Here is a 25,565-nt window from a genome sequence, read left to right as displayed (position 1 = left end):
ATACTAACAAGAAGAAACCAGTGAGGATATTCAAGCCTTCACTGGTTTCTTTTCCTATTATATATACTTTTGAACAAATTTACCCATACGTTTCATCGCTTGATCTAATTGTTTAATGGATGTGGCATACGAACATCTAATGTATCCTTCTCCACTTTCACCGAATACATGACCTGGAACAACCGCCACTTGCTCTTCTTCTAATAATCGTTCAGCAAATTCTTCAGAAGTCATCCCTGTTTTCTTTATGGATGGGAAGACATAAAATGCACCTCCAGGTAAATGACACTCAAGGCCCATTTCGTTCAATGCCTTGACAACAAAATTTCGACGATGGCGATAACTCGTTGTCATTTCTTCCACACTATCTCGACCATTACGAAGTGCTTCTAGCGCACCATGTTGAGCCATTGTTGGCGCACACATGATTGTATATTGGTGAATTTTTGTCATTGCTTGGATAATATCAACAGGACCCGCTGCATATCCTAAACGCCAGCCTGTCATTGCAAAGGATTTAGAAAAACCCGATATTAAAATCGTTCGATCATATAAACCTTCTATCGCTGCCATACTTACCGCTTTTTCATCATAAGATAATTCTGCATAAATTTCATCAGAAATCACAAGTAAGTCATGTTTTGTCACAACTTTTGCAATAGCTTCTAATTCTGACTTTGTGAGCACCGTACCTGTTGGATTATTTGGACTACAAATGATAATCGCTTTTGTTTTATCCGTAATTGCCTTTTCTAATTGCTCTTTTGTTACTTTAAAGCCATTCTCACTTGATGCACTTACAGTAACAGGTATCCCACCTGCTAATCGAACTGTGGACTCATACGCAACAAAGCAAGGCTCTACAATGATTACTTCCTCACCTGGATTTACAACTGCTCGAAGTGCAATATCAAACGCTTGACTTGCACCAACAGTAACAATTAATTGATTTTCTGGATTGTACTCTACAGAGAAATATTGGTTTAAATACAAACTAATTTCTTGTCTTAGTTCTAACAATCCAGCATTTGCTGTATATGCTGTATAACCTTGTTCTAGTGAATGGTAGCTCGCTTCGATTACATTCCAAGGTGTAACAAAGTCTGGTTCTCCCACACCTAATGAGATGACATTTTCCATTTTTGACGCTAAATCAAAAAACTTTCTAATACCTGATGGCTGGATTTCTTGTACTTTGTCAGATAAATAGCGCGAACTCATGGCGACACCATCATTCGCTTGTCATCATCATTGTCATCAAAAATAATACCATCATGTTTATATTTCTTCAGAATAAAATGTGTCGTTGTAGAAATAACTGTATCTAATGTCGATAATTTCTCTGAAACAAAGCGACTCACTTCCATCATTGTCTTTCCTTCTACTGAGACACTTAAATCATAGGACCCTGACATAAGATATACTGCTTTCACTTCAGGGAATCGATAAATTCTAGAAGCAATCTTATCAAACCCAAGTCCACGAACTGGCGTTACTTTCACGTCAATCAGCGCCGCTACTCCTTCATATTCATAGACATTTTTCCAGTCTACCAATGCAGAATAGCCCAATATTGCATGTTCTTGTTCTAATTTTTCAATCATTTGGTTCACTTCATTTTCTTCTACGTCTAACATGTTACTAATTGTTTTTGTGTCTAATCTACCGTTTTTCTCGAGAATCTTTAGTAATTCTATCTCTTTTTGTTCCAATTCATTCACCTTCTTTAAACAATAAGTATACATTATCATATAACAATTATATTTCATCTTACTACAATTCTAACCAAAGATAAAGAAAGACTTACGTTGGTTTAGGTCCACCATGATTCGATTAGAAAGCTACAAAAGGAGTGAAAAAATGCCTATCCAACCGACAAAAGATTGGCTATTACAATATATTCAAAAGAACAAAGATATTTCCCCATTTACATGCCAAGAAAAAACGATTTGCGCAAAGTTATCTCCTTATTTTGATTCGATAGACCCAGAGTTGTTACAGCATCATTTATTGCATTACGGCTTATTTGTTCCAACACGCTCTGATTCTAAACAATTATTAAACTGGCTTGACTGTACTTATGACAAATTAGTTGGTACTTATTATCAAAAATTGAAGAAGCGTTGGAATGGACCATCTGTAGACATATTTCTCTTCCCTTCAGATACAAGTAGTCGAGAATTAACGGAGACATTCGGTGGTTGTGCTGGAATAAGTTACCCAACTAAAATCATTTTATTTTTGAGTGACACTATTTCAAAGAAACAGCTATTAGCATTACTAGCCCATGAATATAGTCATTCTGTTCGATTACAACACTTTGCAAAACCTGAACTTGATTACATTTTACTAGATGCACTTATTTTAGAAGGAATTGCTGAATATTTAGTTCGGAAATTAGTTGGTGTAGAGTACAGCAATCAGACAATCGATTTACTCGAAGAAAGAGAGGCACGTCATCTTTATCAGAAATGGGTACAACCCCACCTTAATATAAAAAGAGACCATCCTACACATGACATACTAATGTATGGGAATGGAAGAATTAGAAAAAATCTTGGTTATCATATTGGCTTTTTTCTTGTTCATCACTATATGCAAAAGCAAAAACTTACAGAAAAAGAATTATTATTTGTAAATCCCAATGACCTTATATCAGAATGGAATTCGTGAAGATAATTAAATGGACTATGAACACTCGTCCACCCCTTTCTTTCAGTTAAAGCATATCTTACTAGTATATGATTCTAGAAAGGAGTGTTGATATGTCCCATCATTACTCATTTTGTTGTCAAAATATTGGGCGTCCTGTGAAGATTATCACCCAAAACGGACAGGTACATCAAGGCATTATCCGTAATGTAAATCGTCAAAAAGTATTCCTTGCCCCAATTGCAAATAATAGGTTTGGCGGATATGGGTTTGGTTATTACAGATATGGCCGCTATCCTTATGGCTATGGCGCCGGCCTTGGGATTGGAATCGCATTAGGAGCGATTGCAACAATTGCATTTTTACCATTTTTCTTTTGGTAACCTCTTTTAATTTTGCGACCTTCTAGCAAAATCAACGAACCTGAATTTATCTGGTCGTTGTCGAGATTCTGTGTATTGGAATAATTGCGCATCATTTAAATAGACATAATTTCTAATCACAACAATGTTATTAAAACCATCTACATCTAGATATGCTCTATCTTCATCTGTTAGATACTCTACTGTAATCTCCTTTTTTGCAAAACTAATTGCTAACTGAAGCTCATTCTCTAAATACTCGTAAATGGAGTTTCTTGCTATTTCTTTTGTCATATGTGGTACAAAACTTTGCACAAAATAATCTTTATCTAATGTGACACGTTCATTTGAAAATGTCCTGACTCGTTTAATTTCCCATATTTTTTCTGACTGCTTTACTTTCATTTGCTCTTGTAGCGTATCAGAGGCTTCCATTAATTCACATGATTGAACATGTGTTTCAGCCTTTTCTCCTAATTTGTCGATGACTTCTTTGAAGCTAACTAAGCCAGACACATGAAAGTCCAATTTATTTCTATCAATCACAACAGAACCTCGACCTTGTATTTTTTGAATGTAGCCATTCTGAGCTAACAATGTTAATGCTTTTCTGATGGTTTCTCTTGACGTCTGATAGATGGATGTTAATTCATGTTCTGATGGGAGTAATTCCTTTGGTCTATATACTCCTGACTCCAATTGGTCAATCATTTCATGGTAGATCATAATATATTTTTTTTGCATATGTAATTCCCCATTTTCAAATGATATCAATCGCATTTATTTACATCATTTTCCCTTATCTATCCTAATATTGCAAGTTACACAATATATGACTTATTGCTTTCCTACTACAGAAAAAACTAGGCGCCCGTATTTGAGCGCCTAGTTTCTTTTTTTACCATGTGATTGTTTCTTTATCAAGATAACCATCATTCTCCATAATCAACTTTAATGACTCTTCAAAGTCTTCATCTGTCACCGTAAATTCCACAATATATTCTCTTGGTCCATCTTCTACCGTTGCATCTGTATCTGAGGTAAATGCTGCGACCATTCCTCCACCCATACCTGTTCCTGTTGAACTACTTCCCGAATAAGTAAGTGGTGTCAGAAATAATGTCTTATCTGCTTCAGGTAATCTATCTACTCGTACGTCATTTGCTTGTACTTTGTGTAATTGTGATTTAAACGATTCTGCTTCACTTTCTGTTTTAAAAAACGCCTGTAACGATTTACTCATCTTTGATCTTCCTCTCTTCATCATTTGTTGTTAATGTACCCGTTTTCAAATAAATTAAAACAAGAAGTAAAGTTTTGATTAATTTTATGAAAAGGTACAGACCTAATTAGATAAATCTAGTAGAATAAATATATTATGGAAAAGTGGGTGATGAAGGTGACATTTTCAAATAAAGAAAAAAGTTGGATGTTTTATGATTGGGGTAGTTCTGCATTTACATTAATTATTACTACAGCTGTATTTCCAATTTTTTATAAAGCACAAGCTTCAAGTGTTGGTATAGAAGGACATGTATCTACAGCATATTTAGGATACACAATTGCTATTTTTACATTTATCTTAGCGATGCTCGGTCCAGTCCTTGGGTCCATCGCGGATTATGATGGGCTAAAAAAGCGATTTTTCATTGGTTTTCTAAGTGTCGGCCTTCTTTCTACTGTATCTTTAGTATTTGTCCCGGACGGGAATTGGTTCCTTTTGTTACTACTCTTTACATTTGCATCACTTGGTTCAACTGGTGCGAACATTTTTTATGATGCTTTTCTTGTAGATATTACAAAGGACAAACGAATGAATCGAGTATCTGCAAGAGGATTTGCGCTTGGTTATATCGGGAGTACGATTCCTTTTATTATTAGTATTGCCATCATTGTATTCGCACAACAGGAAATTCTCCCTATCACTAGTACAACTGCGAGTAGAATTGCCTTTCTTATTACATGTGTGTGGTGGGGTATCTTTGCTTTACCCTTAGTTAAAAATGTACATCAGGTTTACGCAATACCGAGAGAGAACAAAATTATTAAAAAAAGCTTCCTTCGTTTATATAAGACCATTTTAGATATTAAACAGTATAAATACTTGTCACTTTTTCTCCTTGCATACTTTTTTTATATTGATGGAGTTGGTACAATCATTTCCATGTCGACAGCATACGGCACAGATGTTGGTATAAGTGCTACAGTATTACTTATTGTTTTATTAATGACGCAAATTGTCGCTGCACCATTTGCTCTTCTTTACGGAAAGTTAGCTGATCGATTCTCAGCAAAAGTCATGATTAATATTGGCTGTATTGTGTATATTATTATTTGTATCTATGCTTATTTCCTAGAAACAGCTATAGACTTTTGGATATTAGCAATGCTCGTAGCGACATCACAAGGCGGCATTCAAGCATTAAGTAGATCGTATTTCGCTAAACTTATTCCTAAAAATAAAGCAAATGAGTTCTTTGGTTTTTATAACATCTTTGGTAAATTCGCATCCATTACAGGCCCACTTCTGATTGGGATTACCGCCCAACTTACAGGTAGGTCAAATACAGGAATTCTTAGTTTAATTGTATTATTCATTATTGGTATGATTATCTTATTCTTCGTACCTTCAGATAAGAAACTTGAGCATACACCAATTAACTGAATACTTATATATACTCATCTTTAAAATTCGAATCCTTTTCAAGCAGAATTTTGTTCTCACAACAATTCCCTTTGCTTAAGAAAGATTCGTTTTTTTGTTTGTACAGAAAAGCTATACCACACCTATCTCAATTCAGCATTAATTCAATCTCATATATGTATTGTTTATACCAAATTGATATAATACACTTGTATTAATGCGGATTTTTCACACTATTTTGACTTTATTCCACACTTTTAAAGAAAATCAATCGTATTTCATTACGAATTTGCATTTCTCTTATGAATCAAAATAGGATAGTGATGTATCTTTTTGGCAAAATAAGTAGAACAATGTGTCACGCTTTGTATCACTTAAATAAATATAAATAAGGAGAGAGTAGTTACACTATGACAAACGCAAACCAAGTTGCACAAAACTATGTAAATGATGTATACGAAACTGTCCAAAAACGTAACCCTAATGAAAGTGAATTTCATCAAGCAGTAAAAGAAATTTTCGCTTCTTTAGTACCAGTATTTGAGAAATATCCTGTATACATGGAACAAGGGATTCTAGAAAGAATCGTTGAACCTGAAAGAGTCATCTCTTTTCGTGTACCATGGGTAGATGATGAGGGGAAAGTACATGTCAACCGTGGATTCCGTGTCCAGTTCAACAGTGCGATTGGACCATATAAAGGCGGCTTACGTTTTCACCCATCTGTAAACGCAAGTATCATTAAATTCCTAGGATTTGAACAAATTTTCAAAAACTCTTTAACTGGCCAACCAATTGGTGGCGGTAAGGGTGGTTCTGACTTCGATCCTAAAGGTAAATCAGATAATGAAATCATGCGATTCTGTCAGAGCTTTATGAGTGAATTATCTAAACATATTGGTCAAGATACAGACGTTCCAGCTGGAGATATCGGTGTAGGTGGACGTGAAATTGGTTATTTATTTGGTCAATACAAAAAAATGCGTGGTGCTTACGAAGCTGGTGTGTTAACAGGTAAACCTCTTAACTTCGGCGGAAGCTTAGCACGTACAGAAGCTACTGGTTTTGGTACAGTTTATTTTGTACAAGAAATGCTAAAAGACCAAGGGGATAGCTTTGAAGGAAAAACAGTAGTTGTTTCAGGTTCTGGTAATGTATCCACATACGCAATCCAAAAAGCAACAGAGTTAGGTGCAAAAGTAGTTGCTTGTAGTGATTCTGGTGGTTATGTATATGACAAAAATGGTATTAACCTTGAAACAGTAAAACGTTTAAAAGAAGTAGAAAGAAAACGTATTAAGGAATATGTGAACGAACATCCTGAAGCAGTATATACAGAAGGATTCGAAGGTATCTGGAGTATTCCGTGCGATATCGCTCTACCATGTGCAACACAAAACGAATTAAATGAAGAAGCTGCAAAAACATTAGTTGCTAATGGTGTAAAAGCTATTGGTGAAGGTGCAAATATGCCTTCAACACTTGAAGCAATTGATATATTCTTAGATAACAAAGTACTATTCGGACCAGCAAAAGCTGCGAATGCAGGTGGGGTTGCTGTTTCTGCACTTGAAATGGCACAAAACAGTGGTCGTCTATCTTGGAAATTTGAAGAAGTAGATGAAAAACTTCAAGAAATTATGCAAAACATCTACAAAAATAGCGTAGAAGCTGCTGAAGAATTCGGTCATCCTGGCAACTTAGTTGTTGGTGCGAATATCGCTGGTTTCTTAAAAGTTGCAGATGCAATGGTTGCACAAGGTGTCATTTAATCTTTATCCTTTTATTACACTATAGTTTTCCATTCTATCTCAAACAAAATATCCCTGTTTGAGATAGAAGAACTTAGCATATTGATAAGTGTCACTATCACTTGATCTATCCTTATTTCACATACCCATCCCAAAAAGTGATGGAAACAAAAGTTTTCTTTCACTACAAAAATCCAAACGATTCGGAAACTATTTACCGAGCAGTTTGGATTTTTTGTGTATTAGAAGATAGCTCTATTTACTAATTGTGATATTCGATATGTGCTTGGCACCCGCTAGGGCTTGTCCAATCCCCTTTCCATGGGCTTTTTCCTTCAGCTAACTTCCCCAAGCACAAACCGCTTGGAAAAGTGGATCTTCAGGAAAAAGGATCCCATAGGAGTGGGATTGGGCGCCTACGCTCAGTCAAGTTTTATAATGTTTGGAAATGCTAGTATTTTGGTTAGTTACAGAAATCAGCTTATTTTGTTTATAATGATAATAAATCACAAGCGATATAGAATAAAGCCAATATTTTTATAATTACTTCAATTGTAGAGTATAAACAAGCGATAATGTCTGTTTCCACTACTACGGGATATTTTTCCCTTAAGATCCACAGAAAGCGCATTGGGCAAGCCGGAGCGGGATATACGCACACACCATTACTCATTAGCGTAATGTCTTATCATCTTATTACTAACCAATACATATGGTGCGTTCATGCTTTGTATGACAAATAATAGTTATGTTCGCCTCTTTTTTTCTGTCTGCTTATACTTTGAATCGTTGCATTTCCTTTTCTAACTCCTTCGCTAATTTTTGCAAGTCTGCAGCACTTGTTAGAACTTCTTCCATAGAGCTTAATGATTGTTCGGAGGAGGCAGCTGTTTCTTCCACTCCTGCAGCGGATTCCTCAGATACAGAAGCTATTTCTTGAATAGTACCCGAAATTTCCCCCGATTCTTTTACCACACGATTTAATTCTTCTGACACTTGTTGAATTTGATGCACGATTTTGGTAACAGATTGATTTACTTCATCAAAGATGACTCCTGTTTCTCCTAAATGAATGGATCCCTTTTCTACTTCCTCATAACTTGACTGTAATGCTTCAGCTACGTTTGATGACCCTACTTGAATTTTCTGCGTCAATGCTGTTACTTGTCCAATTGATTTGGATACACCTTCTGCCAATTTCCTTACTTCGTCTGCTACTACTAAAAATCCTTTTCCTTGTTCACCTGCTCTAGCCGCTTCAATAGCCGCATTTAATGCTAATAGGTTAGTCTGTTCTGCGATGCCTTCAATCACAGTCACTAATGATGAAATTTCCTTAGAATCTTGATCTAATTCTTTCACTTTATTGACAGCTACTCCAACTAATTCATGAATCTCATTCATTTGCTCAACAGATTCTTGTAACGCTTGTTTTCCGTTATCTGCATGATTAAGCACCATTTCTGCATCTGAGACTGTTTCAAGTGTAGATTTGTCTGCATCATGTATATGTGATAACAATCGTTCCATTTTTTCAGATAAACTAGTAGCTCCATGCGCTTGTGCCTCTGCGCCGTCTGCTAATTCTCCCATTGTTGTTGCAATTTGCTTACTTCCCTCTGTCACTTCATTTGCTGATTGACTAAGCACATCGCTTTGTGCCACCACATTTGTCGATACATTCGAAGCTTTTTGAATCAATTGACTTAAATGGTGTTTCATTTGATTCGCAGCATTTGTTAACTCTCCGATTTCATCTTTTCTTTTTGTTTCTTCCATCACACCACTTAAATCTCCATTTGCAAAGTCCTGGATATGTAATGTGATTTTGTTTAATGGTTTTCCAATATATCGCCCCATCTTCAAACTTAGTAACATAGCCACGATAGCCGCAACAACTATTGTGATAATGATTATGTTTCGATTTGCTTTAAATGATGCAAAATTCTCTTGGTTGTATGTCTGAATTGCCTTCTCTGTTTCTCCCATTAATGAGGTAAGGTATTCACTTGCAGGTTCATAGTACTCCCCACCTGCTATGAGACCTTCGCGCGCCATATCATACTCTGCATTTTGAATCAGATTGATATTACTTTGAACAACTTCAGTAAAAGCTATCCAGTTTTCTTTAAAGTTCTGATAGACTGCCTTTTCCTTTTCATTTAATGGGATTTGTTCATATTCATCCATTAATGAAGCAATCTCTTTCAAATTATTCGTTGCTATTTCTGTCTTACTAACATCTTCATTTAACACAGCGGACATCATATTCACTCTTGTGTTCTCTGCTAACTTCACTATCTTATTCATGTCTTGTAATGGTTCCACTCGTTCATAATACAATGACTTTGCATTATTATTCACTTGTAATAAGCCATTTACCGCAACTACCCCTGACAAAACCATGATCAATACAAGAGTAGCATAGGACAAAAGCAATTTTCCTGTAATTTTCATTTTTCTTCCCCCTATATTTTTATCCATTCGTTACAGTGAACAGAAATGGATGATTAGTATTTTTTAACTATATATAATTACTTATAATCATTTTATCATTATTCTTCTATTCATACTTCTCTTTTTTCTATTACGTTCAAAAATAATAGGAAAGGGTATACTAAAGGAAGGAGGGGATGTTTACATGACAAAGCATGTACTTGTATTATTTCATAAAGATTACCGCTTACTTGATCATCCTGCGTTATCAGAGGCTTCCAAACAAGGCATCGTTGTTCCTTTATATATAGATGAATACAGTACGGCATCGCGAAGTAAAACGTATGAGCGAATGGCAATAAATACGTTGCAAGCGACGATTGCACAACTTGGTGGAACCTTACTTATTCGTTCAGGAAATCCATTAACTATCATAAAGAACATCATACATGACTTACATATTGCAGCAATCTATACACATGAGAGATATGATCCATCTGGTCGACACCTTATGAAAAAAATGGAGGAAGAACTATCTATTCCCGTATTCTTTCTTCAAGGTAGGTTGCTTACAACGCCTGGAACGATAATGACAAATCAAGAGACACCATACAAAGTCTTTACATCATTTTGGAAAAAGGTTCAACAGACTTCCATTTTACCACCACAAAAAAAACCTACACATATGGAGTGGTTCCATGGAGACGTAGATAAACCGTTTAAAGATCACGGTCTAACCTACTTTCAACCAGGTGAACAACAAGCATTGAAAAAATGGCGCCAATTTCTGTATGACAATATAGTAGATTATGAAACATATCGTGACTTTCCTGCAATTGATGCCACATCTATGCTTTCTGCTTATGTAGCGAATGGAGAAATTAGTGTCCGATTATTGTGGTATGAAGCAATAGAAGTTCTTCGAATTGATGACATAGAAGCGAATGACAAGCATACACATAAAAAGAAAAGCATCGAAACATTTTTAAAACAACTAGTATGGCGAGAATTTGCTTATCATCAATTATACTTTTTCCCTGAAATTATCCAGCAGCCATTACAAGCTAAATTTCGCCAGTTTGAATGGCTCCCAACGGATTCGTCATTATTTACACAATGGAAAGAAGGACAAACAGGTTATCCTATAGTGGACGCAGGCATGAGGGAATTAAAACAAACAGGCTATATGCACAATCGTGTGCGAATGATTACGGCATCCTTTCTTGTGAAACATTTGCTTATCCATTGGCGAGAAGGACAAGACTATTTTGAGAAACAATTAATTGACCATGACATCGCGAATAACACAATGGGATGGCAATGGGTTGCAGGAACTGGCTTTGATGCTTCTCCATTTTTTCGTATTTTCCATCCAGTTAAACAAGCAGAAAAATTCGATTCTGATGGTACATACATGAAAAAATGGGTTCCTGAACTACGCGATTTAGAAACAACCTATATCGCTAAGCCTTGGGAAGCACCCTCACATATACTAGCTCATGCACATATTCAGTTAGGTATCGATTATCCATATCCTATCGTCGAACATAATACTGCAAGAGAGCGCGCACTATTAGCGTTCGACAAATTAAAAACAAAGAAAAAGGAGTGATAATAGATGAGGATTTTTTGGACAAATGTCGTTGCACTTCTATTTGTCATAATGATGAATGCATTGGCAAATATTCTTCCAATCAATGGGATGACAACAGGAGAAATCTCTAATCAACTGGATATATACTTTACACCTGCAAGTTATGTTTTTAGTATATGGGGATTGATTTACTTTCTATTAGCAATTTGGGTGTTTGGTCAATTACCTAGAACAAGGAGAGATTTAGCGGTTTATTCAAGTTGTAGTGAGCTATTTTGGATTAGTTGTATTTTAAATATAGCATGGCTTCTAGCTTGGCACTATCAGTTTTTCCTCTTTAGTACAATCATTATGGTTTGTTTGCTGATTACAATGATCTTGTTATACAATTGTGCCAAAAAGGCCGAAGTATCACGTATCGATTCATTACCTTTTTCTATTTATTTAGGTTGGATATGTGTGGCAACATTCGCGAATATAAGCTATTACCTTGTTTATATTGGCAATAGCGAATTTCAGCTATATTGGACGATCGCATTCCTTATCCTTGCTACATGTATAGCACTTTATTTTCTATGGAAAAGAAAAGACATCTTCCTTACACTCGTATTCGTTTGGGCATTTATAGGAATTGGTGTGAAAAATGCTGGAGCACACCCGTCTATATCCATTAGTGCATATGCTTGCGCAGTGATACTAGCATTTTTCATTGGTATTGCATTGTTTCAAAAGAAAACCTAATTTGAAAGTATCCTCCTATAATGACTGATTCACTTCATTTAGGAGGATACCTGTCTCGTACTTACTTCACGGTTCTATTATCTTCTTTCCATCAAATTAATACCGATTCCCATACAGAGAACCCCCATTAAAAATAGGATAGATAAAGGTTGTGTAATATCAGCAATATCTTTTCCATAAATAGTAATCGACTTTAGTGCATCCATGGCATGTGTCATTGGAATCACTTTGGATAATGCTAAAACAATGGGGTTGTCGACAATTTCTATTGGCCAATATGCACCACCAAGCATAGCCATACTAACTGCTACAATCGGAACAATTGCATTTAATTGTGATGACTTATTCACAAGACCAATTAATAGCATTCCTAAAGAAACAATCGCAAATGTATACACACAGCAAATTGCCAATATCCCTAGCCAATTATCTCCTAAATGAAACTGAAAGAACCATTGAAAAGCTAAAAATACGAGAACGATTTGAACAATTCCAATAAAGAAAGCAAAATTTAGATAACCTAAGTAAATTTGCCATTTACGTAAAGGAGACAAAATCAATCGATCCCAACTACCTCTTTGTTTCTCCTCTGCCACCTCACTCAAGCTAAATACAATGGTATAAATCGCAAAGAATAATGTCATTCCAAACAATGCTTGTAATTTATTATCAAATAAGAAGATATCCCCTTCTACTTTACCTACATGTGACTCTACTTCAATCAATGGATTTTCTAGAGACTTCTCTACTTTTTGCCTCATCGCTTCATCGCCAGTCGCTGTTACTAAATCTTGAATCCGTATTTCTTCTCTATACATAGACTGAAGGTATTGGTCCAAAATTGCTTGATTCGGGTCTTCAGTACCAACAAGAAATGTATAGGACGACTGGTCTAAATATATAGCAAAACTGGTAATACCTAATGCCACTTGTTCTTTTGCTTTCTCCTTTTTTGTTTCTGTGAAACTAAATCCTTCTAGCTCGTTTAATTCATTTATGATGTCTTGCTTTTCCTCATCAGAAAAAACATTTGAAAAATAGGCAGATATAGGTGTTTCCGCTTGGTTACTAATTCCTCCAATGAAAATAACAAATACTGTAGTCATTGCTAACATCGATATGACCATAAAAGGCTTTCTGCGCAGTCGTTGCCATTGTAATAAGAAAATATTAATCATGCTGCCACCCTCCTATTCGGGAAAAGAACTACACTTAGAATAAAGATGAAGACAGTGATCCAACTTAGACGAATTACATATGGAACAATATCTGCAAAGGGAAGCCCTTGGCTCGCTAACATGTATGCACGTAATGTCATACCATTTGGTGTCCATGAACCAATCATTTGAATCACTTCTGGAAATGTGGTAATTGGTGTAAAACTACCGCCAAGTAATGCCAACACACTGACAATCCCACTTGTAAATGAACTAGACACAGCTTGAGATCTAAGTCTTAATGTTAATGCAATTAACAAACAGGCAATTGCACTTATTGCAAGGGCATAAAAGAATGTAATCAGTTCCATAATCCCGATTGTTTGCCAAGATATTGGTTGGAATGATTGCATAATGAGAGAAGAAAGCACAAATAGAACATTTACTTGAAAAAAAACTAACATGATAACAGCAAATAACTTCCCAATTAAAAATTGTAACGGATGTCTCCCTGACAAAATAATACGATCTAATACGTGTTGTGTTTGTTCAGAATAGGATTTTGCAGCCATTGTTGATGCGATAAAAAAGGCAAACATTACCGCCATACCAATTGAATAGTATTCCATAGAACTAACTGGCTCACCATTTGTAATTGTTTCTGTTTCTCTTTTAATCACTTCGTCACTTGTTGGACGTATCTCTGTAGACTGTGATTCCTTTGCAATTGCCGTCTCTAAATTAATAGATTGTGCAATCTGAGATAAAATATTTTCAACAATCGAGCTATCAAATACGGCATGTTCCCCCTTTTTGATAAGGAGATTTGCTGAATCTGCTTCTTGTAATAGGACATGTTTTAATGTTGTATATGTGAATCCTTCTGGTATCGTTATAATTGCATCTATTTCCTTTGCTGCGAGCTTTTCATCAGCAGTTTCCTTGTCTGTCAGTTCTACTGCAACAATTTCTGTTAAATCTTCTGTTAAAATCGTATGAATAATCGATGGAATCGCAATTTGATTACTTGCTTCTATTATTTGTTCCTTAGCAATCGTTGGAATCTCCTGCTCCTCCAAATAAGATACAAATTGCGCTTTTCCTTCATTAGAATTATCCTCTTCTACTAAAGCCACTTCTAACTCTCTTGTTGATTCGCCCCCTCCCAATACTCCTTTAAGTGCAAAACCTAAGATGAGCATAAGTATAAATGGCATAAGGAAAATAACCAAGAGCTCTGTGCGGTCTCTTAATAATAGTTTGATATCTTTCAAGAAAAAGTTGACCATACACACTCACCCCTAATCTCTCAATTTTCTACCAGTCAAATGTAAAAATACATCTTCCAATGATGGTACATGAATGGAAACAGACTGGATTGCTGCTTGGTGCTTTTCTGCCAGATGGAAAATGGTTGTTAATTGATTGGACTGTTTAGGAACAATTAACTTCAATCCTTTTTCTGTTTCAGTTACTTTTAACACATGTTCTCCAGCTCTTAATGCATCTTCAAAAGCACTAGATGATTCTTCAAGAACTAAATCGATTGTTTCTTCACTCGATAAGATACTAACAAGCTCATCTTTCGTACCTGTAGCAATGATTTTTCCATTGTCCATGATATAAATTCGATCACAAAGTTTTTCTACTTCTTCCATGTAATGAGATGTGTATAGAACAGTCATCCCCTTTTCTTCATTTAGCCGTTTGACCATCTCTAAAATATAATGACGTGATTGTGGATCAATCCCAACTGTCGGTTCATCCATAATAATAATGTCAGGCTCATGTAATAAAGCAACAGCAATATTAATACGTCGCTGCATACCTCCTGAATAATTTTTAACCAATTCTTTTTGTCGATCTTTCAAACCAACAATCTCTAACACTTCTTGTACTCTTGACTCTAAATGTTTCCCTTTTAAGCGATAGATTTTGCCAAAAAACTTCACGTTCTCATATGCGGATAATTCCTTGTATAAGGCAATTTCTTGTGGCACCATTCCTAATGTTGGCCTAATTATATGTGGATTTTTGATAATATCTTGTCCTTCCCAAAACACTTTGCCACTACTTGGTTTAAGTAGTGTTGCAATCATGGAAATTAATGTAGACTTCCCTGCCCCGTTCGGACCTAATAACCCAACAGATTCTCCCTCTTTCAAATAAATATTCACTTCGTCTACTGCTACTTTATTTTTATATACTTTACGTAAGCTTTCTGTTTCTAACATTTGCACACACCCTTTCTCATCTTTATCCTTCTTTATTGTATAAAAAAAAGAGCAGTATCCATACTGCCTTTAGTCATTCCTTATCAAATAAACAGTGACTAGAGTCATTTATATTTTGTACAATTAGAAAATATTGCATTTCCCCCTCTATACATATCCATTATGAATTGCATAGATGGCTAATTGGGTACGATCTCTTAATTGTAGTTTATCTAATAAACTACTAATATGGTTTTTTACTGTACCAATAGATAATGCTAATCCCTCTGCAATTTCTTTATTACTTTTTCCTTCTCCAAGTAAACATAAAATGTCGCGCTCTCTTTTGGTCAAGAAGATAGTTGTCTCTTTACTATATGTTTTTTTCTTTTCATTTAATAAATGTGGCACGACTTTTCTAGCTACCTCACCTGGCAATTGCAATCCACCTTTTAGACAATCTTTAATTGCGCGAATAAGCTCATCTTTATTGGCATCTTTCAGTAGATAACCGTGCACACCTATTTTTAATGCTTCAATCGCATAATCTTCATCATTAAATGTTGTAAGGATTAACACTTTCATATCTGGATACCGTTCTAATAATTGTTGTGCTGTTTTGATTCCATCAAGTTCTGGCATCCGAATATCTAATATCGCTAAATCGAAATAATACTTTTCTCTTAGTTGTAATGCTTCTTTCCCATTTGTTGCCTCACCTGTCACAACTAAATCTGGATCTGTTTCTAGCATCATTTTTATACCTTGTCTAACAATCACTTGGTCTTCTGCAAGTAAAATAGAAACCATTTTCTCTCACTCCTTAAGTGGAAAAGATCCACGTACTACAAAATTATGCTGATATATAAAGATATCTAATTCTCCTCCTATTTGTTGCAATCGATCTCTCATTGATTGAATGCCAAAGCCTTCTCGCCATTCGACATCTTCTGTAAGTGGATTCGTAACTTCAAATCGAAATGTCGCAGAACCAGGTGCTTCTAACAAAACAGTAGCTTCTTTTCCCGCGCTATGTCTCATGATATTCGTTAACGATTCTTGGATTGCTCTATATACAACAGTAGCTTGGTCTGGACTTAAAGTAATCGACAAGGCATTTTGGCGCATGGAAAAGGTAATAGAAATATATTGTTCTGCTTCGAGTTTCCGTATTAATTGAATGATTGCCGCAATACCTGTTACAGAATCTTCCTTTAGTGCTTTAACAGCTTTTCTCGTTTCTTGTAAGCTTTCTTGTGCCAATACTTTTACTTGATTCCATTCTTCCCTGCCATCTTTCAAATGTAAAATTTCTATTTGCATTAATAAGTTCGTTAATGTATGACCAACTCGATCATGAATCTCTCTACCTATATGTAGTCGTTCTTGTTGTCTTGTTAACTGATCATGTGTGATGGTATCACGTTTTAATTTTTTATATGTATGTAATAATGCTTGGTATCGTTGTTCTATGTCAGATAAATGGTGGAAATACTTATAATATTCATAGATTGCTATAATGAGAATCGTTGCAAGCAATAAGTAAAAAGATACGAGTGTAATAGATAGGAATTCCATTTGTGTTAAAAAACTCGCTAGCAACACAGCAATGGTGAAGGTATATGTAAATCTTCCTGAAGTCCATTTGAAACATGATACAAGTAACAGAAGGAACATCAACAACACAAATGGGTTCATCCAATCATGTGAAGAAAACAAGAACGCGAGTGTAATGCTAATTAACTGTATACATAATAAATAAATAGCTGCTGATTTCGCAACAGACATAAAAAAGAATGCAACGAAAAATAGTGCCATCATACTAAATAAATATGCACTAGTTTCTGAACCACCAGCTAACTCTACTGTAATGGCAGATAACCAAACAAGAATCCATAATAATAGAGATACCCAAATATTCGATTTCATTTCGTTCTCCTCCTTAGTTATAATATACCATAACGGGAAGTAGAGTTATTTTTATTTTGAAGCAAGGGGAAAATTAAACATTGTTTGGTTCCTTTATCTCAGTTGATTTGCTCCAGTCGCTACGTTTCTAAACGGGTGTTTTCGCTTTTGTATCATCCAGCTCCAACACCCAGAAACTAGGCGACTTCACAAATCGCCCTACGATAAGTCATCATCGACTCGTTCCTCGTCGTGATTCCTTTATCTCAGTTGATTTGCTCCAGTCGCTACGTTTCTAAACGGGTGTTTTCGCTTTTGTATATTTTTTAATAATTCCGACTATTTTACTGTTGACTTTTCCAATAAATAGATATATCATAACATTAATTGTTTATATAAGGAATTCTTATCCAGAGAGGTGGAGGGGCAGGCCCTGGGAAACCTCGGCAACAGGTCAAGTAATGGGCACTGTGCCAAATCCTGCGGAACAGCATACACTACTGTTACCGGAAGATAAGAAGTGAACGTCAGTTGAACTTCTTATCAAAAAGATAAGAGGTTTTTTCGTATAATGATAGAATTTTAGAAAGGGGAAAAGGTATGTCAACATCTGTAATTACGTATGACCATTACGAAGAAAGTCATTGGAATGAGTATATACCAGAAGAAGCTGACTCTCATAAAGGTGCATTGATGATACTTGAATCTGCATACCAAGCATACGGTGATGCTTTGATTTATGCTTGTAGCTTTGGTGCAGAAAGTATGGTCTTAATCGATTTGATTTCCAAAGTTAAAAAAGATGCAAAACTCGTATTCTTAGATACTGGTTTACATTTCCAAGAAACATATGATTTAATTGACCGTGTGAAAGAAAAGTATCCACTTTTACAAATTGAATTAAAACAACCTAGTTTGACACTAGAGGAACAAGCAGCTCAACATGGTTCAGCATTGTGGAAAAGAAATCCAGATCAGTGTTGCTATATTCGAAAAATCAAGCCATTAGAAGAAGTGTTGTACAGTGCAACGGCTTGGATTTCTGGATTACGTCGAGAACAATCAACAAGTCGAGCAAACACAAAGTTCTACAACAAAGATGAACGATTTAAATCTATCAAAGTCTGTCCATTAATATACTGGACATTAGAAGATGTATGGAATTACATTCGCGAAAATGACTTACCATACAACACATTACACGACCAAAATTACCCGAGCATCGGCTGTATCCCGTGTACGTCACCAGTGAATCCAAATAGTGATGAACGCGCAGGAAGATGGGCAAATTCCCAAAAAACTGAATGTGGCTTGCATACAACAGGATGAGTTTCGATTATTTTTTTACCTAATTCAAAGTAAAACAATAGGTTTAATAAATATAATAGGTTTAATTACAAATTAATGAAATAGAGGTGAGCATGTTGACATTACAAGTTGTCAATAGTCCATTTGATCAAAAGCAAACGGACATATTAAATCAAGTATTACCAACATTAACAAACGCTCAAAAAAACTGGCTCGCAGGCTACTTAGCAGCATCTCAAGCAGTTGAAACACCACCACAACAAGTGCCACAAGCAACTGTCACAAAGCAGCCAACACGTACTATCACCATATTATTTGGCTCAGAAACCGGAAATAGCCAACGTGTCGCTGAACAGCTTTCTAGTACCTTGAAAGATAAAAACTTTACTGTTCAATTATCAAGTATGGATGATTTTAAACCAAAGAAAATCAAAGACGTAGAAGATTTGTTTATTGTCACAGCAACACACGGCGAAGGAGATCCACCAGATAATGCAATTCAATTCCATGAGTTCCTTTTAGGTAGAAAGGCACCTAAGTTAGATGGGGTTAGATATTCTGTTTTAGCACTTGGAGATGAGTCGTATGAACACTTCTGCCAAACAGGGAAAGATTTTGATAAACGATTAGAAGAATTAGGAGCAACACGCCTTTACGACAGAATAGACTGTGACGTTGATTACGAAGAATTAGCTGAAGAATGGATTAAAGGTATCGTTGGAACAATTCAAGAAGACAATGCTAGCGCTGTTGCAGATGTAACAGCAGTAACGGCATCTTCCATTGAACAACCTATTTATTCAAAAGCCAATCCATTTTCAGCAGAAGTATTAGAAAACATTAATCTTAGTGGTCAAGGCTCGAACAAAGAAACGAGACATATTGAGCTATTACTAGAAGGATCGAATTTCACATATGAACCAGGTGATTGTCTAGCAATCTATCCGAAAAATGATCCTGCATTAGTAAAAGCGGTAATTGAAAAATTAAATTGGAATCCTGAACAAACTGTTCCAATTAATAAACAAGGAGAAATCCGCTCCATCCAAGAAGCACTTACTTCTATTTTTGAGATTACAAGATTAACAAAAGGTTTATTAGATAAAGCTGCTGGGTTCTTTAAAAACAATGATTTACTAAAACTTATTGCAGATAATGATCAAATTAAACAATATATTGATGGACGTGACTTACTCGATTTGATTGAGGATTATCCACCAGCAGATTTAGACCCAACAACCATGATTGATTGGTTGCGAAAAATTCCTGCACGTCAATATTCTATCTCAAGTAGCAACAAAGCAAATCCTGACGAAGTGCATTTAACTGTTGCTACAGTCCGCTACAATAGTTGTGGTCGAGATCGTGCTGGTGTCTGCTCTGGTGAAATCGCAGACAGAATAAAACCTGGTGATGTTGTAGATGTCTATGTACACAAGAATCCGAATTTCAAATTTCCATTTGATGAACAAACTCCTGTCATCATGATTGGCCCTGGTACTGGTGTCGCACCATTTAGAGGCTATATTGAGGAACGAGAAGAATTAGATTTAAAAGGAGATACATGGTTATTTTTCGGTGACCAACATTTCAGATCTGATTTCTTATACCAAGTAGATTGGCAAAATTGGTTGAAAAAAGGCTATCTTTCTAAATTGGATGTTGCATTTTCAAGAGATACAGAAGAAAAAGTCTACGTACAACATCGCATGGAAGAACGTGGTAAAGAACTATTTGAGTGGATAGAACGTGGTGCACATATCTATGTATGTGGAGATGAGAAGCGAATGGCGAAAGATGTGCATCAGACATTAATCCAAATTGTTCAAGACCATGCGAATGTAAGTAGAGAAGATGCAGAAGCATATGTAAATCAATTAAAACAACAGAAACGATACCAACGAGACGTGTATTGATGAGGGGGATATAGAAATGTCGAATAAGGAGCAAAAATTAGATCCAATCGAACAACTCAAAGAAGATAGTCGTTTTTTACGAGGAACGATTAAAGAAGGATTAAATGACCCAATTACAGCAGCTATCTCAGATGACGATACAAAACTACTAAAATTCCATGGTAGTTACCAACAAGATGACCGTGATATTCGTGAGGAGCGTAGAAAACAAAAGCTAGAACCCGCCTATGCATTTATGTTACGTGTAGCAATTCCAGGTGGGGTTGCGACACCAAAACAATGGCTAAGTGTTGATCAGTTATCACAAAAGTACGGTGATAATACAATTAAACTAACGACACGCCAAGCGTTCCAACTTCACGGTATTTTGAAATGGAATTTAAAAGAAACCATCAAAACAATTAATGAAGAAGCAATGACAACTATCGCTGCTTGCGGAGATGTAAATCGAAATGTGATGTGTAACCCAAATCCATATCAATCGGACGTGCATCAAGAAATACAAGACTGGGCACAAAAAATCAGTGATTATTTATCACCAAAAACAGGCGCTTATCACGAGATTTGGTTAGACAGAGAGAAAATCGTTGATTCTAAAGTAGAAGATGAACCTATTTACGGAAAAACATATTTACCAAGAAAATTCAAAATAGGGATTGCGGCACCACCTTCCAATGATATTGATGTATTTTCACAGGATTTAGGTTTTATTGCAATCATCGAAAATAATGAAGTAATTGGGTTTAATGTCGTAGTCGGTGGAGGTATGGGTTCCACACACGGGAATACCAACACGTATCCACAATTAGCTAAACTTGCGGGTTATTGCAAAAAAGAAGACGTCATTCAAGTTGCAGAAAAAGTTGTCACAATTCAACGTGATTACGGAAATAGATCTGATCGCAAAAATGCCCGATTCAAATATACGATTGACCGGTATGGATTAGATTGGTTCAAAGAAGAACTATCAAATAGACTAGGGTTTGCCTTAGATGATGCGAAACCATATCACTTTGACCATAATGGAGATCGCTATGGTTGGATCAAAGGTGGAAACAGATGGCACTTCACATTATATGTAGAGAACGGAAGAGTAAAAGACACGGAAGAATACAAGTTAATGACTGCATTACGCGAGATTGCTTCTATTCACACAGGGGATTTCCGTCTCACACCAAATCAGAATTTAGTCATCGCAAATGTCACGACACAAAAGAAAAAGAAAATTCAAGAAATTATTGATATCTATGGATTAACTGACGGTAAACACTATTCCGGGCTTAGAAGAAATTCGATCGCATGTGTGGCATTACCTACATGTGGACTAGCGATGGCTGAATCTGAACGATACCTCCCTTCTTTAATCGATAAACTCGATGAAATTCTAATTCAAGAAGGCATTCGTGAAGAGGAAATTGTCATACGTATGTCTGGTTGTCCAAATGGCTGTGCTCGTCCAGCTCTTGCTGAGATTGCCTTTATCGGTAAAGCACCAGGCAAATATAATTTGTATTTAGGCGGAAGCTTCATTGGTGATCGGTTAAATCAATTATATCGCGAAAATATTGGAGAAGATGAGATACTTGCAACATTACAAGAAATCATTCATGCATATGCTAATGAAAGAGAAGCAAATGAAAAGTTTGGTGATTTCGTTGTTCGTAAAGGTTATGTAGATGCAGTTTATGATGGTCGCAATTTCCATAGAGAAACGAAAGGAGTTTTATAATGTCTGTTATCACGGATCAAAAAATAGAGACAATTGTCGCACATGGTGGAGAATTAGTAAACCGAGAATTAAAAGGAGAGCAAAGAGAAAAAGCTCTAGCACAAGCAAAGAATTATCCATCCCTTACCATTGATGCATGGGGTGTTTCAGACTTAGAATTAATTGCAATTGGTGGGTTTAGTCCATTAACAGGCTTCCTCGGCGAAAAAGATTATAAAGAAGTTGTCGAGAATGTCCATCTTGCTGACGGCACTGTGTGGAGTATACCAATCACACTTAGTGTTACAGAAGTGCAAGCAGATGCGTTAACAATTGGCCAACCTATCGCATTATACGGTCAAGATGGTATTCTTTACGGCATTTTAGATTTACAAGAGAAATATCGTTATGATAAGCACAAAGAAGCACAATATGTCTATGGTACTACAGATGATAGCCACCCTGGTGTGAAGAAATTGTATGAAAAAGGCGACATTTATTTAGCAGGTCCGATACAATTGGTTAATCGCCCATCGCACCAAGGATTCGAGAAATTTTATTTAGATCCGATTGAAACACGACAATTATTCCAAGACTTAGGTTGGAAAACAATTGTTGGATTCCAGACAAGAAATCCTGTCCATCGCGCACATGAATATATTCAAAAGTGCGCACTAGAATCTGTTGATGGACTATTACTAAATCCATTAGTTGGGGAAACAAAATCAGATGATATCCCTGCAGATATTCGTATGGAGAGCTACCAAGCAATATTGAAACACTATTTTCCTGAGAATAGAACTAGACTTGTGATTTATCCTGCTGCAATGCGTTATGCAGGGCCACGTGAATCCATTCTACATGCGATTGTCCGCAAAAATTATGGGTGTACACACTTTATCGTGGGCCGTGACCATGCAGGTGTAGGCGATTTTTATGGCACATACGAGGCACAAGAGCTTATTTCTAAATACGAAGAAGAGTTAGGTATTACTATATTTAAATTTGAACATGCATTTTATTGCAACAAATGCGAGAACATGGCTTCGCAAAAAACGTGTCCACATGATAAATCAGAGCATGTACATTTAAGTGGAACGAAAGTACGTGAGAAATTACGCAATGGTGAGGCATTGCCACGTCAATTCTCTCGTCCAGAGGTTGCAGAAATATTAATTAGAGGATTACAAAGAGGTGCAGGTGAATGACAAAAGCAACAAACATTGTTTGGCATGACTCTGTTATAACCAAACAAGATCGCACGGAATTAAATGGACATAAAAGCCCTGTGTTATGGTTTACTGGATTGTCTGGTTCAGGTAAATCTACAATCACAGTGGAATTAGAGAAAGCTTTATTTCAAAAAGGCGTCCGAACATATCGATTAGATGGAGACAATATCCGTCACGGATTAAATAATAATTTAGGATTTAGTCCTGATGACCGTAAAGAAAATATCCGCAGAATTGGAGAAGTTGCAAAATTAATGAGTGACGCTGGACTTTTAACACTCACTGCATTTATTTCTCCATATAAAGAAGACAGAGAGCAAGTCCGTGACATTTTAAATGATGGGAATTTTGTGGAAATATATGTAAAATGTAGCTTAGAAGGCTGTGAAGCACGCGATCCTAAAGGGTTATATCAAAAGGCAAGAGCTGGTGAAATTAAGGGATTTACGGGTATCGATGCACCATATGAAGAACCAAGTAATCCTGAATTGATTATTGATACTGAACAACTATCTGTCGAAGAAGCTGTTAGTACAATTATTCATTATTTAAAAGTAAATAATCATATCTCAGAATAGATAGATACTCTAGAAACAAATTAGTGCCATACTATATTTGTTTCTAGAGTATTTTTTTTAGTAAATTAATTATATAAGAAAAGATTAAATATACTCTTATTCGGCAAAACTGTATGTAATTGAACTATGTGAGAGGGTTATTCAATGAACACACCAAAATTATCTTCCATTCAATTACTATTTCTTGTAATTATTTTCGAAGTTGGTAGTACAACATTATTTGCACTAGGTATTGGTGCAAAACAAGATGCTTGGATTGTTATTCTTTTCGCCTACATTGTTGGAGTCTTATTACTGTTATGCTACACCCAGATTCCAAGATATTATAATCAGAAGGACTTCGGCTATATTTTAACAGATATTATAGGTAAGCCATTTGCTATCGTACTATTATTTCTTTATAGCATGTACTTTCTTAGCCAATCCACACATAACTTTTATGAATTTGGTGCACTCATTAAATTAACCGCACTTCCATACACACCATTGTGGTTTATTTTGTATGCGTTTATCTTTGTTGTAATATACATCCTTCGTCTTGGATTTGAAGTATTAGCACGGACTGTTGAGATTTTTTTACCATTTTTTATTTTTTTCAATTTGTTAATCTATTCGTTTAATTTTTTTACCGGTGAATTAGACATGAGCAATTTACTACCTATATTAGGCGATGGAATAGTTCCGATACTCCATCAATTACCGACTGTTATTGCATTTCCATTTGGGGAGAGCGTAGTATTTCTTATGCTCTGGCACTATGTGACATACCAAAGGGACATGCGCAAAATATCAATCATCGGTATGACAATCGCTGCAATATTATTACTACTATCTATCATTATTATTATTGGTGTATTAGGTCCAAGATTTGCATCTCAAACGGATATTCCTTTTTTAGAAATATTATTATCGATACATGTAGGATTGATTTTCACCAATTTAGACAGTATCGGTGTGTTTATTTTATTCATTGGAGGATTCTATAAAACTGCAATCCATGTGTACGTATCTTCGCTTTTATTAAGTTGGATTTTCAAAAAGGTATCAAAAAATACACTTATTGTCATCATAGGTTTATTCCTACCGATCATTTCCTTACTCCGATTTGATAATTTGGATGATCAACGTTGGAAAGGGGTTGAGTCAGGAGTCTATGTTATTTTAATTTATACGTTGATTCCTACTCTCATCCTATTATTACTCGTGATAAAAAATAGAAAACAAAGGAATGAGCAAACATGAGTTTTGATTTTCAAGTACTAAAAGAAGATTACTTATTAGCTTTTCTCCTTATTGGTGGATTAAGTTATATTGTTATTTTATTATTCTTCATCATTGTGTACGTATTTCGAAAATCATAACGAA

Annotated in this window: 23 protein-coding genes and 1 riboswitch; of the genes, 13 read left to right on the top strand and 10 right to left on the bottom strand. The window is 35.7% G+C overall.

Features of this window, described 5'->3' with window-relative positions:
• Positions 1–57: 57 nt before the first annotated feature.
• Positions 58–1,221 carry an aminotransferase gene (locus ACFOZ1_RS00665; protein ID WP_390194805.1) on the bottom strand — a complete coding sequence of 388 codons (1,164 nt, stop codon included), beginning with the start codon at positions 1,219–1,221 and terminating at the stop codon, positions 58–60.
• Positions 1,218–1,712 (bottom strand): Lrp/AsnC family transcriptional regulator, encoded by a 495-nt coding sequence (locus tag ACFOZ1_RS00660; protein WP_390194803.1) that lies wholly within the window; start codon positions 1,710–1,712, stop codon positions 1,218–1,220. Before ACFOZ1_RS00660 ends, ACFOZ1_RS00665 begins: the two co-directional genes overlap by 4 nt.
• A gap of 148 nt (positions 1,713–1,860) precedes the next feature.
• Here ACFOZ1_RS00660 and ACFOZ1_RS00655 point away from each other — a divergent pair, with 148 nt between their 5' ends.
• Both ACFOZ1_RS00655 and ACFOZ1_RS00650 read left to right on the top strand, forming a co-directional pair.
• The gene (locus ACFOZ1_RS00655; protein WP_390194801.1) at positions 1,861–2,673 is read left to right on the top strand and encodes a DUF2268 domain-containing putative Zn-dependent protease; all 813 of its coding nucleotides are present in this window, start codon (positions 1,861–1,863) and stop codon (positions 2,671–2,673) included.
• A gap of 92 nt (positions 2,674–2,765) precedes the next feature.
• Positions 2,766–3,035: a hypothetical protein gene (locus ACFOZ1_RS00650; RefSeq protein ID WP_390194799.1), complete on the top strand. Its 270-nt coding sequence runs from the start codon at positions 2,766–2,768 to the stop codon at positions 3,033–3,035.
• 6 nt (positions 3,036–3,041) lie between these two features.
• On the opposite strand, the gene treR is transcribed toward ACFOZ1_RS00650, so the two are convergent.
• Complete coding sequence (gene treR, locus ACFOZ1_RS00645) at positions 3,042–3,758, bottom strand: trehalose operon repressor (protein ID WP_390194797.1); 717 nt, start codon at positions 3,756–3,758, stop codon at positions 3,042–3,044.
• A gap of 154 nt (positions 3,759–3,912) precedes the next feature.
• A complete protein-coding gene (locus tag ACFOZ1_RS00640) occupies positions 3,913–4,257 on the bottom strand; it encodes a hypothetical protein (protein ID WP_390194795.1) in 345 nt (114 codons plus the stop codon).
• Positions 4,258–4,407: 150 nt separating this feature from the next.
• Between ACFOZ1_RS00640 and ACFOZ1_RS00635 the strand changes: the two genes are divergently transcribed.
• Together ACFOZ1_RS00635 and gdhA are read left to right on the top strand one after the other, a co-directional pair.
• Complete coding sequence (locus tag ACFOZ1_RS00635; RefSeq protein ID WP_390194793.1) at positions 4,408–5,679, top strand: MFS transporter; 1,272 nt, start codon at positions 4,408–4,410, stop codon at positions 5,677–5,679.
• A 389-nt stretch (positions 5,680–6,068) separates the two neighbouring features.
• A complete protein-coding gene (gene gdhA / locus ACFOZ1_RS00630; RefSeq protein WP_390194791.1) occupies positions 6,069–7,430 on the top strand; it encodes an NADP-specific glutamate dehydrogenase in 1,362 nt (453 codons plus the stop codon).
• A 753-nt stretch (positions 7,431–8,183) separates the two neighbouring features.
• Here the strand turns inward: gdhA and ACFOZ1_RS00625 are convergent.
• Positions 8,184–9,866 carry a methyl-accepting chemotaxis protein gene (locus ACFOZ1_RS00625; protein ID WP_390194789.1) on the bottom strand — a complete coding sequence of 561 codons (1,683 nt, stop codon included), beginning with the start codon at positions 9,864–9,866 and terminating at the stop codon, positions 8,184–8,186.
• Between the two features lie 184 nt (positions 9,867–10,050).
• On the opposite strand from ACFOZ1_RS00625, the gene ACFOZ1_RS00620 reads away from it, so the two are divergent.
• Positions 10,051–11,457, top strand: a complete 1,407-nt coding sequence (locus ACFOZ1_RS00620; protein WP_390194787.1) for a cryptochrome/photolyase family protein — start codon at positions 10,051–10,053, stop codon at positions 11,455–11,457.
• A gap of 6 nt (positions 11,458–11,463) precedes the next feature.
• Positions 11,464–12,180, top strand: a complete 717-nt coding sequence (locus tag ACFOZ1_RS00615; protein ID WP_390194785.1) for a TspO/MBR family protein — start codon at positions 11,464–11,466, stop codon at positions 12,178–12,180.
• A 77-nt stretch (positions 12,181–12,257) separates the two neighbouring features.
• Here the strand turns inward: ACFOZ1_RS00615 and ACFOZ1_RS00610 are convergent, their stop codons facing one another.
• The 5 genes from ACFOZ1_RS00610 to ACFOZ1_RS00590 form a co-directional block, all read right to left on the bottom strand.
• Positions 12,258–13,358, bottom strand: a complete 1,101-nt coding sequence (locus ACFOZ1_RS00610; protein ID WP_390194783.1) for an ABC transporter permease — start codon at positions 13,356–13,358, stop codon at positions 12,258–12,260.
• Positions 13,355–14,626, bottom strand: a complete 1,272-nt coding sequence (locus tag ACFOZ1_RS00605; protein WP_390194781.1) for an ABC transporter permease — start codon at positions 14,624–14,626, stop codon at positions 13,355–13,357. Before ACFOZ1_RS00605 ends, ACFOZ1_RS00610 begins: the two co-directional genes overlap by 4 nt.
• 12 nt (positions 14,627–14,638) lie before the next feature.
• Positions 14,639–15,571: an ABC transporter ATP-binding protein gene (locus tag ACFOZ1_RS00600; protein WP_390194779.1), complete on the bottom strand. Its 933-nt coding sequence runs from the start codon at positions 15,569–15,571 to the stop codon at positions 14,639–14,641.
• A gap of 147 nt (positions 15,572–15,718) precedes the next feature.
• Positions 15,719–16,360 (bottom strand): response regulator, encoded by a 642-nt coding sequence (locus tag ACFOZ1_RS00595; protein WP_390194777.1) that lies wholly within the window; start codon positions 16,358–16,360, stop codon positions 15,719–15,721.
• 6 nt (positions 16,361–16,366) lie between these two features.
• On the bottom strand, positions 16,367–17,479 hold the full coding sequence (locus ACFOZ1_RS00590) for a sensor histidine kinase (protein WP_390194775.1): 1,113 nt from the start codon (positions 17,477–17,479) through the stop codon (positions 16,367–16,369).
• A gap of 382 nt (positions 17,480–17,861) precedes the next feature.
• A riboswitch (SAM riboswitch) is annotated at positions 17,862–17,978 on the top strand.
• A gap of 80 nt (positions 17,979–18,058) precedes the next feature.
• Between ACFOZ1_RS00590 and ACFOZ1_RS00585 the strand changes: the two genes are divergently transcribed.
• The 7 genes from ACFOZ1_RS00585 (at position 18,059) to ACFOZ1_RS00555 (ending at position 25,561) form a co-directional block, all read left to right on the top strand.
• Complete coding sequence (locus ACFOZ1_RS00585) at positions 18,059–18,787, top strand: phosphoadenylyl-sulfate reductase (protein WP_390194773.1); 729 nt, start codon at positions 18,059–18,061, stop codon at positions 18,785–18,787.
• A 95-nt stretch (positions 18,788–18,882) separates the two neighbouring features.
• Entirely contained in the window at positions 18,883–20,682 is a 1,800-nt protein-coding gene (locus ACFOZ1_RS00580; protein ID WP_390194771.1) for an assimilatory sulfite reductase (NADPH) flavoprotein subunit, read from the top strand.
• A 16-nt stretch (positions 20,683–20,698) separates the two neighbouring features.
• Positions 20,699–22,411: an assimilatory sulfite reductase (NADPH) hemoprotein subunit gene (cysI, locus tag ACFOZ1_RS00575; protein ID WP_390194769.1), complete on the top strand. Its 1,713-nt coding sequence runs from the start codon at positions 20,699–20,701 to the stop codon at positions 22,409–22,411.
• A complete protein-coding gene (gene sat, locus ACFOZ1_RS00570; protein ID WP_390194767.1) occupies positions 22,411–23,598 on the top strand; it encodes a sulfate adenylyltransferase in 1,188 nt (395 codons plus the stop codon). The genes cysI and sat overlap by 1 nt, the downstream gene beginning before the upstream one ends.
• Positions 23,595–24,200: an adenylyl-sulfate kinase gene (cysC, locus tag ACFOZ1_RS00565; protein ID WP_390194765.1), complete on the top strand. Its 606-nt coding sequence runs from the start codon at positions 23,595–23,597 to the stop codon at positions 24,198–24,200. The genes sat and cysC overlap by 4 nt, the downstream gene beginning before the upstream one ends.
• A gap of 144 nt (positions 24,201–24,344) precedes the next feature.
• Positions 24,345–25,442, top strand: a complete 1,098-nt coding sequence (locus ACFOZ1_RS00560) for a GerAB/ArcD/ProY family transporter (RefSeq protein ID WP_390194763.1) — start codon at positions 24,345–24,347, stop codon at positions 25,440–25,442.
• Positions 25,439–25,561 (top strand): hypothetical protein, encoded by a 123-nt coding sequence (locus ACFOZ1_RS00555; RefSeq protein ID WP_390194761.1) that lies wholly within the window; start codon positions 25,439–25,441, stop codon positions 25,559–25,561. Before ACFOZ1_RS00560 ends, ACFOZ1_RS00555 begins: the two co-directional genes overlap by 4 nt.
• Positions 25,562–25,565 lie beyond the last annotated feature (4 nt).

It is taken from the genome of Gracilibacillus marinus (genome assembly GCF_042651725.1).
GTDB lineage: Bacteria > Bacillota > Bacilli > Bacillales > Amphibacillaceae > Gracilibacillus > Gracilibacillus marinus.
Note: the sequence above shows the minus strand (reverse complement) of the source record. Positions and strands in the feature narration are given on the sequence as shown.